Annotated in this window: 11 protein-coding genes; 8 read left to right on the forward strand and 3 right to left on the reverse strand. The window is 32.9% G+C overall.

What is annotated here, in order from left to right:
• Positions 1-110: 110 nt before the first annotated feature.
• The gene (locus QLQ94_RS14400) at positions 111-689 is read right to left on the reverse strand and encodes a pentapeptide repeat-containing protein (RefSeq protein WP_271337751.1); all 579 of its coding nucleotides are present in this window, start codon (positions 687-689) and stop codon (positions 111-113) included.
• Positions 690-1,020: 331 nt separating this feature from the next.
• Here QLQ94_RS14400 and aspA point away from each other — a divergent pair, with 331 nt between their 5' ends.
• From aspA to QLQ94_RS14430, 6 genes are all read left to right on the forward strand, one after another.
• On the forward strand, positions 1,021-2,430 hold the full coding sequence (gene aspA / locus QLQ94_RS14405) for an aspartate ammonia-lyase (protein WP_271337752.1): 1,410 nt from the start codon (positions 1,021-1,023) through the stop codon (positions 2,428-2,430).
• 156 nt (positions 2,431-2,586) lie between these two features.
• On the forward strand, positions 2,587-3,852 hold the full coding sequence (locus QLQ94_RS14410) for a BamA/TamA family outer membrane protein (protein WP_271337753.1): 1,266 nt from the start codon (positions 2,587-2,589) through the stop codon (positions 3,850-3,852).
• 164 nt (positions 3,853-4,016) lie between these two features.
• Positions 4,017-4,691: a response regulator transcription factor gene (locus QLQ94_RS14415; protein ID WP_271337755.1), complete on the forward strand. Its 675-nt coding sequence runs from the start codon at positions 4,017-4,019 to the stop codon at positions 4,689-4,691.
• Position 4,692: 1 nt separating this feature from the next.
• Positions 4,693-6,096 (forward strand): sensor histidine kinase, encoded by a 1,404-nt coding sequence (locus QLQ94_RS14420; RefSeq protein ID WP_271337757.1) that lies wholly within the window; start codon positions 4,693-4,695, stop codon positions 6,094-6,096.
• A 77-nt stretch (positions 6,097-6,173) separates the two neighbouring features.
• Positions 6,174-6,896, forward strand: coding sequence for a hypothetical protein (locus QLQ94_RS14425; protein WP_271337758.1), 723 nt, complete (start codon positions 6,174-6,176; stop codon positions 6,894-6,896).
• A 50-nt stretch (positions 6,897-6,946) separates the two neighbouring features.
• Positions 6,947-7,894, forward strand: a complete 948-nt coding sequence (locus tag QLQ94_RS14430; protein WP_338083396.1) for a bestrophin family protein — start codon at positions 6,947-6,949, stop codon at positions 7,892-7,894.
• A gap of 206 nt (positions 7,895-8,100) precedes the next feature.
• Here QLQ94_RS14430 and QLQ94_RS14435 read toward each other — a convergent pair whose 3' ends face one another.
• Positions 8,101-9,519 (reverse strand): aminotransferase-like domain-containing protein, encoded by a 1,419-nt coding sequence (locus QLQ94_RS14435; protein WP_427402290.1) that lies wholly within the window; start codon positions 9,517-9,519, stop codon positions 8,101-8,103.
• 176 nt (positions 9,520-9,695) lie between these two features.
• Between QLQ94_RS14435 and QLQ94_RS14440 the strand changes: the two genes are divergently transcribed.
• Together QLQ94_RS14440 and QLQ94_RS14445 are read left to right on the forward strand one after the other, a co-directional pair.
• Positions 9,696-10,613 (forward strand): EamA family transporter, encoded by a 918-nt coding sequence (locus tag QLQ94_RS14440; RefSeq protein WP_271337761.1) that lies wholly within the window; start codon positions 9,696-9,698, stop codon positions 10,611-10,613.
• A gap of 417 nt (positions 10,614-11,030) precedes the next feature.
• Positions 11,031-13,292, forward strand: a complete 2,262-nt coding sequence (locus QLQ94_RS14445; protein WP_427402291.1) for an acyl-CoA dehydrogenase family protein — start codon at positions 11,031-11,033, stop codon at positions 13,290-13,292.
• 389 nt (positions 13,293-13,681) lie between these two features.
• On the opposite strand, the gene QLQ94_RS14450 is transcribed toward QLQ94_RS14445, so the two are convergent.
• Complete coding sequence (locus QLQ94_RS14450; RefSeq protein ID WP_271337763.1) at positions 13,682-14,026, reverse strand: 5-carboxymethyl-2-hydroxymuconate Delta-isomerase; 345 nt, start codon at positions 14,024-14,026, stop codon at positions 13,682-13,684.
• Positions 14,027-14,044 lie beyond the last annotated feature (18 nt).

Here is a 14,044-nt window from a genome sequence, read left to right on the forward strand (position 1 = left end):
AATGTCTGGTTTATTTTTTGAAATTAATTTTCACTAAATAATTCGTAACAATTCGTGACTCAAGACAGAAAGTTGAACAGACGAAGTAAATTCGTGTACGATTTTTGCTCTTAACTCACAACAACATCATGCTTAAACAATAAGCCTTTTACCTCTTTCAAAGAAAAAACAGCTTTCTTCAGTTTAGTTTTTGATGGATCAATAGTATAATTGTAACTTGTTTTAAAATCGGCTTTATTAGCGATCGCTTTATCAAATTCTGAGCGATACAAGTCACAATTATCAAAAAGAACGCTTGTAAGATCTGTTGCCATAAAATCTACGGCAATCAAACTACAATTAGTAAATGTAGTCCCTTTTATTTTTAAGGTATAAAACTTCGAAAAATCTAAAATACAATCATAAAAATTTACTTCGAAGATGAGTTTGTCGCACATGGCAAAATTCACTTCTTTGATTTCACATCTATTAAAAGTAGCTGTTCTAAAAGCCACGTAATTTATTTTGGCTTCGTTAAAAATGCAATCATTAAAAACGCAGTCAATAAAAGTTACTGCTAAGAAAGTACAGGCAGAGAAATTACAATTATTAAAGACGCAGCATTCAAAATCCTTGAAATTCGCATCATCTCTGTTATAAGTAATAGTATTGTATTCTTTATCAAGAAAATATTCGGACTCTTTTTTCAAGGTAATTTTTCATAATTATTTAAGAGCGAAAAGATAATAATTACGTTGCAAAAACAGAGCACTAAACTGCATTAATTTTTACACTTTCTAAAATTGGTTTTTCTTGATAAAATAAGCACATTGGTCATGTAATTTTATAAATCAAGACGTTTTTTTTATGCCTATTTTTTATGAATATGATATTTTTAAAGCCTTAAAATGATAAGTGTTTAATTTTTAAGCTTTATATTTATAAAAATTTATTAATATTTAATTTAAAATGTTTTATTATAATATTAATTTGCTGTAGCTTTACACTGATTTTTAAGTTAAAACGTAACACTTATATTATATGGGATCAACAAGAAAAGAACATGATTTTTTAGGGGAATTAGATATTCCTAATCATTTATATTATGGTATCCAAACTTTCAGAGCTGTAGAGAATTTCAATATTACCGGAATTCCAATTTCAAAAGAACCTTTATTTATTAAGGCTTTGGGATATGTAAAAAAAGCAGCAGCTTTAGCAAATAAAGATTGTGGAGCACTTGACCCAAAAATTGCCGAGGCAATCTGTTACGGAAGTGATCAGGTTATTGCAGGTAAATTTGACCAGGAATTTGTAAGCGATTTAATTCAGGGTGGAGCCGGAACATCGGTAAATATGAATGCAAATGAAGTTATTGCTAATATTGGTCTGGAATATCTGGGGCATAAAAAAGGTGAATATAACTTTTTGCATCCAAACAATCATGTAAACTGTTCTCAATCTACAAACGATGCTTATCCATCGGCTTTTAGAATAGCACTTTACATGAAAATGGAAAGTTTTATTAAAACATTAGAAGGTTTAGAAGTTGCTTTTGCAGCAAAAGGAGAAGAGTTCAAAAGTGTTTTAAAAATGGGAAGAACGCAATTGCAAGATGCGGTTCCTATGACTTTAGGACAAGAATTCAGATCTTATGCTACTACTATAGGAGAAGATGTTAAAAGGTTGAAAGAAGCTCAAAGCCTGGTTTTAGAAATTAACATGGGAGCTACTGCAATTGGAACAAGAGTAAACGCACCGGAAGGATATCCTGAAATTTGTGTGAACTATTTAGCCAAAGAAGTAGGTATTCCGTTAACGCTTTCACCAGATTTAATTGAAGCTACTGTTGATACCGGAGCTTATGTTCAGATTATGGGAACATTGAAAAGAACAGCGGTAAAAGTATCTAAAATCTGTAACGATTTAAGATTATTGAGTTCAGGGCCAAGAACTGGTTTCAATGAAATCAATTTGCCTGCACGCCAGCCGGGATCTTCGATCATGCCTGGAAAAGTTAATCCTGTAATCCCGGAAGTAGTAAACCAGACTTGTTTTTATGTAATTGGTCAGGATTTAACAGTTACAATGGCTGCTGAAGCAGGACAATTGCAATTGAATGTAATGGAACCTGTAATTGCTTTTGCAATGTTTACATCATTAGATTATCTTTCAAATGCAATTCAGACTTTAATAGATAAATGTATCGTTGGGATTACTGCAAATGTAGATCATTGCTACAATATGGTAATGAACAGTATTGGAATTGTAACACAATTGAACCCTATTTTGGGTTACGAAGTAAGTGCCAGTATTGCGGGAGAAGCTTTAAAAATGAATAAAAGCGTACATGAAATTGTAGTGGTAGAAAGAAAATTAATCACACAGGAAAAATGGGATGAAATTTATTCATTAGAAAACTTAATTAATCCTAAGTTTATCACGAAATAAAAGTATTATTTTAAAATATATTTCAAAAGCCGCCAGTTTTTTTATTGGCGGCTTTTTTATTGGGTAAAATCTAATGTTGTTTTTGTTAAAGTGTTGAAAATAAGGCATATATTTACATGTGGATTAAAGGTTTTTTCGGAAAATTAAAACTTTAAAATGGTAGAATTTTTAAAAAATATTTACTTTAATCAATATAAAATCTTAGGGTTGCTTTTCTTTATTTCTCTTAATTCAACAGGACAAACAGAAAGTACTACTTCAGAATTATGTTCGCCTAAAACTATTCTCGAAATTTTCAAAAAGAAAGATTCAGTATACGCTGTTAAACCTACAAAAAACAATTTTTTCCTTATTATTCCCGCAATTGGATCTCAGCCCGCAACCGGATTCTTTTTTGGCGGAGTCGCGCAATATACTTTCAAAGGGAAACAAGCATCAGATAAATATTCTATCGCCAATTTAGGCATAACATATACTACGAAAAAGCAATGGCTCGTAAACGTAAAAAATAATATTCTGCTCAACAACAACAAGATTTTCCTGAGCGGGGATTATCGATTGTATATTTTTTCGCAGCCTAATTACGGCTTGGGAACCGATATAATTCCGCATCACAGCAAGCAAAATCATTTTAACGTCGATTCTATTGCACAACCTATGGATTATGATTATTTCAAATTTCATCAGACAGTATCTTTTGAAGTCGCCAAAAACTTTTATGTTGGAGGAGGAATAAATCTAGATTGGTATTCGAGTATTAATGATAAGAATTTAGATGTCGAAAATGCAAAATATACGTATCATTATACCTACAGTCAGGAACATGGATTTAATAATTTAGAATATTTTTTAAGCGGAATGAGTCTTAATTTGGTATATGATTCAAGAGACAATCAGGTAAATTCGACCCACGGATGGTTTGCCAATATCAATTATCGTTTTAATCCTGTTTTGTTTAATAATCAGCAGTATAGTAATGTTTTGTATGCAGAATATCGACATTTTATTCCTGTCTCAGCTAAAAATGAAAGATATATTTTAGCAATTTGGGCTTACGGACAATTTGTAACGCGCGGAAAAGTACCATATTTAAACTTACCCGCAATTGGCTGGGATCAACGCAGCCGAAGCGGAGAAGGGTATACGCAAGGATTGTTTAGAGGAGATGGTTTAATATATCTTTCAACAGAATTCAGGTTTCCAATTACTTGCGATCAGATGTTTAGCGGCACTGTTTTTACCAATTTTGTAACAGCGAGTAATATAGATAACAAAGTTTCGCTTTTTAATTCTGTTCAGCCTTCTGCCGGAATTGGTTTGCGCATTTTAATTGATAAAAAAACAAGAACAAACTTAATTGTAGATTATGCGTGGGGTAATAATTCGAAAGGTTTTTATCTGAATGCAGGTGAAACGTTTTGAATTGTATAATGTTGTTTGCAACAAAGAAAGCATTCGCCGTCGACGAATGCTTTTTTTTTGATGTTACCAATGATAATTGTTCTTAATTAAATCATAATTTATGTCTATGTAATTTCTAATTTTAAACTCAATCCCTATTTTTGTTATTAATCCAATTAATAAATATGAAATTACTTATAGTTGAAGATGAACCAAATCTTTTATCGATTTTACGAAAAGGGTTTGCGGAAAACAATAATGAAGTTAGTGTAGCAATGGATGGTAAAACTGCTCTTGAAATGCTCCATAATTATAATTTTGACGTTGTCATCTTAGACGTAATGTTACCTGATATTAATGGAATCGAAATTTGCAGACGACTGCGTGCCAGTAAAAATTTTGTTCCTGTATTGCTTTTGACAGCGCTTGGAACTTCAGAAAATATTGTAACCGGACTTAATGCTGGTGCAGATGATTATCTGGTTAAACCTTTTAAATTTGGAGAACTGGATGCCAGGGTAAATGCTTTGCATCGAAGAGCGCATCAGGATACAGAAAGAATAGACAGTATAACGGTAGGAGATTTAGAGATAAATGCACGAGCCAAAACAGTAAAAAGAGATGGTGAATCTATTGTTTTGACCGCTAAAGAATTTAAATTACTGTATTACCTGGCTAAAAATAGTGGACGAATCGTTTCCCGCGATCAAATATTAGATAATGTCTGGGATATTAATTTTGACATGAACACCAATGTTGTCGATGTTTATATCACGTACTTAAGAAAAAAAATAGATAAACCTTTTGCAACCAAACTTATTCATACCATGAAAGGTTTAGGTTATGTCATAAAGCCATAAAATGGATATAAGAAAAAAAATTACTTTTACATATGTAGCACTTTCTACCTTTAGTACACTGTTATTGTGTATTGTGGTTTTTGTCTTATTTCAAGAAAATAATCGTTACCATTTTCTAAAACGATTAGAAGACAGAGCAAAAATTGTGGCTTCTATTCATTTTCAAAATGATCCTGAAAAGATTAAGTATTATAAAAACCTGAAAAAGGACGGTCTTGAAGAACTTATCGAAGAAGAAGAATTTGTTCTTAAAATAAACAGCGCCAATAGTTTTGATTATAATACAAAATTAGATTTGCCAAATGAGTTTTATACAAATGTTTTAAAAACAGGAGAAGACTATTTTGAAATAAATAATAAGTATTATTTAGGGCAGGTTTTTACTGAGAACGGTCAGAGATATATTGTAATTGTTGGTGCCAGAGATCAAAAAGGTCCCACAACGACTATTTATATCATAAAGATTATGTTTTTTGGAGGTATAGCTTTTATATTTCTGGCTTTCTTTTTGGGACGTTTCCTTGCAAAAAGAGTAATTAATCCGGTAGCACGAATAACCAGAGAAGTAAATAGAATAAGCGCTTCTAATCTTCATAATAGATTGCCGGAAGTAAAAAATTCAGATGAGATTTCAGATCTTACAGCAACTTTTAATGATATGCTGGATCGTCTGGAAACTTCTTTTGAAATCCAGGCTAATTTTATAAATAATGCTTCTCACGAATTAAAAACGCCAATAACAACGATTATTGCCGAGTCTGAAATTATGCTTCTCAAAGAAAGAGAAGTTCCGGAATATATTCAGTCATTAGAAAATATTTACAGTCAGGCATCTAAATTAGGAAACCTCACAGAAAGTTTATTAAAACTAACCCAAACTGGTTACGATGGTAAGAAACAGGTATTGGATATTGCCAGAATAGACGAATTGTTGATGGATGTAAAATCAGATCTGGATAAGATTTATCCTGACAATCGTGTGAGTATCAAACTTAATTTTGCTCCAAACGATTCTAATTTACTATTAATTCCGTGCAACAAACCCCTTTTAGAGCTTGCAATCAATAATATTATTACAAACGGTGTCAAGTATTCTGATAATAATGAAGTGTTCGTAACGCTTTCAGCCAATCAGGAAATGATAAAAATTGCCATTAATGATATAGGTATTGGTATTCCGCCAGAAGATATTCCGCATTTATATGAACCTTTTTTTAGAGGCAAAATTGCAACCAAATATATAGGTTATGGTTTAGGGCTTCCGTTAGCCTCAAAAATTATTCGTATGCATGATGGTGAAATACAAGTGCAATCAGAGCAAAATAAAGGAACTATTGTAACGATTATTTTCAAGAAGTCGAAGATAAAAAAGATTAATATTAAAAATTCTAATGTTGAATCTTAGAAAGTTCTAATTTTATATTAAGACCACTCTAATTTTGGTAGAGTTATTTTGTATGTATAAACTAAACGATTATACATATGAAAAATTTCCTTATACCAACGACTCTAAAAGATGATACTATTTGTGCTGTAAAATCAGCAGTGAAACAATCAAAATCATCAGGTTGCGAAATCATTTTAATGATGGTTTCAGATACTCCAGATACTTTTTCATCTTCAGGTTATTTACGCGAAATGCGCACCGGACTAACCGCCAGTCAGGAAATAGTACTTGAAACATGTCGATATATCATCGAACATACTCCAAATTGCAAAATAAAAATACACAATCAATACGGACTTTCATCTCCGGTTTTCAAACACATTATTGATGTGTTTTCGGTAAAATTAGTAATTCTGACCCATTCTTATAAACAAGAAACAAAAAGAATTCACCAATATCTTGTTCAATTGGCAGGAAATCAAAAATGTCCTATTTTACATTTAGGTTCAGAGCAGTTCAAAGACGATTTCAATAAAGCACTTTATATTGAAAACGCTCATGCTAATATGCATGTAAAAGATGTACAGCAATTTTTGAATGATAACTTTTCATTCGAAATTGTAAGCCAAACTTCTAATTTCGACGACAACTACGAAAAATTTGCTCCTTACTTAACAGAGGCAATTTCAAAATACGACATCGATTTGCTGGTAGAAACCCGTAAAGGAGAAAAAATCAAGTTCAAAAAAACGAAAAAAGAGAATGTAAACGACAAGCTGGGACTTCCGGTCTTATCGCTGTATGAAGAATTGGTTTAAAAACTAATTACTGCTAAAAAAATACAAGTTTAATTTTTAAACCGAAAAATATGTTATTAAAGAAAAGAATTCCCATGAGGTACGTTCTCGGAAAAATTAAAGTAGAATTAGGTTTGGTAATGACTTACACTATATTGTTTGAAATTTTTCATCACTATTTCATCAATGTTTCCGTTGATATTCCAATTGCAATACCTACAATGGTAGGTACAATTATATCTTTATTATTGGCTTTCAAATCTAATCAGGCTTACGACAGATGGTGGGAAGCAAGAATTATCTGGGGATCTATTGTGAACGAATCCAGAACTTTAGTAAGGCAAATGTTGACTTTTTATAAGGATCCTGAGTTTTCGGTAGAAGCAAATGAGTTCAAAGAAAACTTTACTAAAAGACAAATTGCATGGTGTTATAGTTTAGGGCAGGCTTTGCGTAACAAAGATGCTATAAAACCAATTAAAGAATTGATTAGCGAAGAAGAAGTGAATTTTGTAAAAAATCATCAGAATATTCCAAACGCAATATTATTGTTGCACGCCAGAGATCTTAGAATTGCGAGAAAAGACAAACGACTAAATGCTTATCAACAAGTAGAAATTGATAAGACATTGACAAGATTATGTGATGCAATGGGAAAATGTGAGCGTATTAAAAATACCATTTTTCCAACAACATATAGTATGTATATCAGAATGACATTGTGTTTGTTCATTTTACTATTGCCTTTTGGTTTAATTAGTTTATTGAGTTGGTTTGCAATTCCGTTGATTACAGTAATTGCAGGAATGTTTTTTCTAATCGAAAAAATGGCAATCCATTTACAGGATCCTTTCGAAAACAGGCCAACAGATACTCCTGTAACCACTATTTCGAATACAATCGAAAAGAATCTAATGCAAATGTTAAACGAGTATCAAAGTGAATTTGACATTATCAAAGAATTTGATCTTAAACCCGAAATTAAAAAAGCGGAAAACAACGCTTACTTTGTTTTATAATTAAAATTGATTTTGGTTTCAATTTGTTAGCCGGACAATACCTTTAGAAGTATTGTCTGGCTTTTTTTATGAATAAAGTATACCATATTTACAATGCAATTTTGTCACTAGGACCAAAGGGAGAAATCACACCAGAAATGCCACAAAGAAAATTATCAATTTGTGTTGAGGTTACGTTGTGTGTATTTTATTAAATGAATTTTAGATCATCGATGAAGTAATCTTCCTAAAATTTGAATGGATTCCCTTAATTCATTTGTCCACGGTAAACCAAAACTCAGCCGCATACAATTCGAAAACTGATCCTGAAAAGAAAAAATTCTTCCTGGTGCAATACTAATATTGTGCTGCATTGCCAAATGGTAAAAAGCAGCTGTATCAATACTTTTATCAAGTTCTATCCAAAGAAAAAAACCACCCTGAGGCTGACTCACTTTTGTTCCTTTTGGGAAAGATTCCAGAATCGTATTGATATAATTATTGCAATTGTGATTCAATATCTGTCGTATTTTCCTGAGATGATTTTCGTATCGTCCATTTTTAAGAAAATCACCCACAACCTGATGTGTAATAGTAGGAGAGGAGAGCGAATGATAAATCTTGTTCCGCAATATTTGTTTTTTGAATTTCCCCGGAGAAACCCAACCAACGCGATATCCCGGAGCCAATGTTTTAGAGACAGAGCTGCAGCAAAGAACAATTCCGCTTTCGTCATAAGTTTTGCAATTCGTTGGCCGGCTCGCGCCAAAATACAAATCACCGTGAATATCATCTTCAATCAGCGGAATATTATAAAATTCCATCAATCTCACTACTTCTATTTTATGTTCGGCCGGCATCATACTTCCGGACGGATTACTGAAATTACTCATCAATAAGCAAAGCTTCACCTTTTTAGACGAAAGTGCTTTTTTTAGCGCGTCCAATTCTATTCCCGTAGTCATATTTGTAGGCAACTCCATGATGTACAATCCTAATGATTTTGCCAATTGAAGAATTCCAAAATACGCAGGACTTTCTGTAATGATCGTATCTCCGGGTTTTGTCAAAGTCATCAGACAATGTGATATAGCACTTGTACAGCCCGGCATTGTAATAATGTCTTCTTCGGTTAATGATCCTCCCCAGGTAAACGACCATCGGGCAATTTCACGTCTTAAATTTGGATTGCCTTTTACTTGTTCATAACCCGTTCCGCTATTAGGGAGATTCCGCATTGCCTGAATCATTCCTTTGTTTAATTTGGCGATAGGAAGAAGCTCGTTTGACGGAAAACCCAAAGAAAGCATCGTAATATTAGAATCAGTCATATTACCATAAACCTGATCGATCAGATCCTCCCTGTCAATATTAAGGCATTTTAAAACAGGACTGCTTGGTGAAGGTTCAGGAATTGTCCTTGCCGAAATATTACTTACATAATAACCGGATTGTGGTCGGGATTCAATCAATGATCGGCTTTCGATTTCGTAATATGCTTTGCTGACCGTACTCATACTATATCCTGTTTCGGCACATACTTCACGTATCGAAGGGAGTTTGTCACCAACATTTAAAACGCCTGATTTTATTTGCTTTTCGATCCGGTCAGCAAACTGCAGATACAAGTAATTTGAGTTTTTCATCCAGAAATAATATTTGTTTTTTTAATAGAATGTGGTATCGTTTATTTCAGTTTATAATTTATAATCTTGAAGATTTCAAAAAAAAACTGTTATGGTGCAATTTACTAAAACTGTATCTGTATTGCTGTTTTATTTTTTAGAAATTTGCGTTGATAAGAAAATCAAAAACAATATTCGTGAAAACAACAAAATACTATATAGCTGCCATAACTTGTTTCGTAATCTGGGGATTTTTCAGTTTGGTTTTAAAGCCTATACATGAATATGCTTCGTTAGATATTTTATTCTATCGTGTTTTCAGCTGTAGTGCTCTAATGTTGCTTATAGCTTTTGCTTTTAAAAGAAAAAAAATAAAAGAAGCCATTCAAACTTTTAAGGAATTGCCAAAAGCAGAGAAACGCAAAACTATTTTGTTGAATATAGGAGGAAGCCTTTTTATAATGACAAATTGGTTTACATTTATTTACGTGATGAACCATGTTAGCGTAAAAGCCACATCTTTGGCTTATTTGGTTTGTCCTATTTTAACCACATTGTTAGCTTATTTCATTTTGCATGAAAAACTAAGTAAAACACAATGGATTGCCGTTGGTTTAAGCATTTCCGGATGTGTTCTTTTATCTTATGCTAATATTACAGACATGCTTTTTAGTGTAATTATAGGTTTTTCCTATGCTTGTTATTTAGTAAGTCAGAGAGTAAATAAAGGTTTCGATAAATTTTTAGTCCTTACATTTCATATAACTCTGATCGCTTTGTTTTTGCTGCCCTTTTTTCCATCATACAGCGGACCTGTTCCCACAGAATTTAAGTTTTATTTCTGTATCGAAACCATTGCAATTCTGTTTACAATTTTTCCATTGTTCCTTAATTTATATGCCCTTTCAGGAATTAATTCTTCAACGGTTGGAATGCTTTTAAATATTAACCCAATGATTGCTTTTCTTTTGGCTATGTTTCTCTATAAAGAACAATTTGGACTGATACAAATTATAGCATACGGAATTGTTTTTATGGCAGTTTTGGTTTTTAATTCACATCATATTTTTGCAATCAAGCAAAAGTTTGCCACAATATCCAAAGATTCTAAATAACATGAGTTTTTTATATTTTTTAGTGGTTTTTAAAATATAAATTGCGAGAATCGTGAGGATATGTTAAACAGGAATGAATTTTTTATTCCTGTTTTTTTTATGTAGAGGTTTTTGCCGCGAATTACAGTAATTTACACGAATTATTTTATCTGACTGATCTGCAAAATCTGTGTAAATTTTTTTGCCGCATCTAAGCGAAGCTTCATTATTTACGTTTAATTTCTAAAGTTAATTAAGAAAAAAATTCGCGTAAATTACTGTAATTCGTGGTAAACTTTTTTTTGTTTTTCAATAGCTGGAATTAAAATTACCACAATCTTAACAGGATATTTAAATAGGAATGACTATTTTCATTTCTTGCTTTTTTGCGCAATAAACGTTGGCAAGAAAAAATATAAACTGAACAACTATATTGATATGAAAAATACCAAACTTCAAGCCTTTATTCCTTTATTTTATTTAGTATGGTCAGATGATTTGCTGACCCAGAAAGAGTTTACAACCATTCAGAAATTTATTACTGATTTAAGTTGGCTTTCGCCCGAAGAAAAACAAGAATTGCTTTCAAGATTAGACATATCGAATCCGCCTTCGCGAAATGAACTCACACAATGGAAATTGGATATTGAAAAAAGCATTCAGAATAAAACAGATATAAAATCTATTTTTGATATTGCAGTAGCACTTTCAGAAAAAGATGTAGATATTTCGACCTTACAATCCAGTTTTATAAAATTAGAGAATGATCTTGGAATTTTAGGTGAAGAAGCACTTCAGAACTTCAAAACAAAAGCCAGTTCGTTTACGGCAAATTCCCAAGCCAATGCTGATTTTGATATTCAAAAAATAACAGCCATTTTAAACGGTAAAGAAGCTGCAATAATCAACAAAGTAAAGTCCGTTATTTCAAGACCCGAATTTGCTTACGAAACCTCCACAGATATTAATGTCTATCGCCAAACAGTTTATAATTGGTGTAAGATCTTAGCAGATGAAAATCTTGGAAATATGGCATATCCAAAGCAACATGGCGGAGGAGAAAACATAGCCGATTATTTTGCGATTATGGAAACCTTAAGCTATCATGATTTAAGTCTCGTGATAAAATTTGGTGTTCAGTTTGGATTATGGGGTATGAGCGTTCAGTCATTAGGAACTGAAAAACATTATGCTAAATATCTAAAAGATATTGGTTCCCTTAAAATTCCTGGTTGTTTTGCCATGACCGAGACTCATCACGGATCAAACGTAAAAGGGCTGGAAACGACGGCTACTTATAATCATAATGAGCAAACGTTTACAATTCATACACCAAATAAAAATGCCCAAAAGGAATATATTGGTAATGCCGCAGTTCACGGACAAATGGCAACTGTTTTTGCTAAATTGGTTATCGACGGACATGATTATGGAGTGAATGCATTTATAGTTCCGCTAAGAGATACAAAGGGAAACACCTTAAACGGAATCACTATTGGTGATTGCGGACATAAAATGGGATTAAACGGAGTGGATAACGGAACAATTAGTTTCGATAACGTATTGATTCCGAAAGAAAATATGCTGGATCGTTTCGCTTCTGTAAATGATAAAGGAGAATTCGAAAGCCCGATTCCAAGTGATAACAGACGTTTTTTTACTATGTTAGGAACTTTAGTCGGAGGACGAATCGGGATTCCGCGTTCTGCTTTGGCTGCAGCCAAATCCGGATTAACAATTGCCATTCGTTACAGCGATCAAAGAAGACAATTTGGTCCTGAAGGCGGATCAGAAGTTCCGATTTTAAATTACAGAATGCACCAACGCCGATTAATTCCGCCATTAGCGAAAACTTACGCCGTTCATTTTGCTTTGCAATACCTTACAAATCGTTTCCTGAATAAAACCGAAGACGAAATGCAGGAAATCGAAGCTCTCGCAGCCGGAATGAAATCTTATTCGACCTGGAGTACAAGGGATATTCTACAAGAATGTCGTGAAGCTTGTGGCGGAAAAGGATATTTATCTGAAAATAGAATTGATGCCCTAAAAAACGATACCGAAATATACACGACTTTTGAAGGTGATAATACCGTTTTGATGCAATTAGTAGCTAAAAACCGTTTATCAGAATTCAGAAAATCTTTTGGTGAAATGGGAGCTGCAGGAATTATTAATTATGTGTATGAAAATGCAAAAACGGCCATTACAGAAAAAAATCCAATTGCAACCCGCAAAACAGACGATGAACATTTATTAGACGAAGGGTTTCATTTGCAGGCTTTTATTCATAGAGAAAAAACAATTCTTGCATCTGCCGCAAGACGTATAAAAAAATTAGTTGACGGTGGTTTAGAACCTTACGACGCTTTTAATGTTGTACAGCACCAGATGATCGATGTAGCTCAGGCATATTTAGAAAGAGTCGTTCTCGAACAATTTCAGTTAGCAATAAAAGAAGTCGAAGACATTAAATCGAAAGAAATATTAACAAAACTGAATCATTTATATGCACTTTCGCAAATAGAAAAAAACAAAGCCTGGTATCTTGAAGATGGTTATATGGAAGCCGTAAAAACCAAAGCGATTCGCAAAATGGTCAATCAATTGTGTTGGGATATTCGACCAGATGCCGTTTCATTAGTCAATGCGTTTGATATTCCTGAGAGTTGTTTAGCGGCTCCAATTGCTGTTAGTTAGATTTTAGAATAAAGATTTTAGAATAAAGATTTTAGAATAAAGAGAATAGAATAAAGAGAATAGAATAAAGAGGATAGAATAATAGAACAGATCTTTATTGGGGCTTTGTCAAAGTTTTAAACCAAGGGTGTGAGGAACTTTATCGAAGCCTAAGCTCAAAGTTGATATAGGCATTTTTTGTCAATTTCGACCGAAGGGAGAAATCACATAAAATAGCTCGGCAACAGTGCGTTGTCCCCGCGTGTGATTTACTTCGTCTGTTCGCTATCTCTAGTTTCCCTTCGGTCGAAAAGACAATTGTTGTGCTTATTTTACGTGAAATCACTTTTAATCTTTAATCTGTGGCAATAAATTCGTTACTGCTTATGACAAACTCGAGTTGTCATTTTTTAGATCATAGTTTTATTAAAATAACTCGCTTTTTCAAAATCTTTTATATTAATCGAAATTACCGGAATTTCAGGAAGTACTTCATTCAGCTTAATAACAATTGCCTTAGAGAGTTTTGCTTTTTGATCTGTATTTCGGCCTTCCATAATGTACGCAAAAACGTGAATAAAATCGTTTAAGGAATTGCCGTTGTTATAATACGCAAAGGGATTAATACGTACTTTAATTTCAGACTCCGTAAAAAGATCAGTTGATAATGCAGCGTTAAAAACATCCTGCATGATGTCTTCTGCAGATTTTAGACGAATTACATTTTCTGAGCAATCAATGATAAAATGAGGCATTTGTAGATGTATTTTTAG

The organism is Flavobacterium sp. B114r (assembly GCF_056824125.1).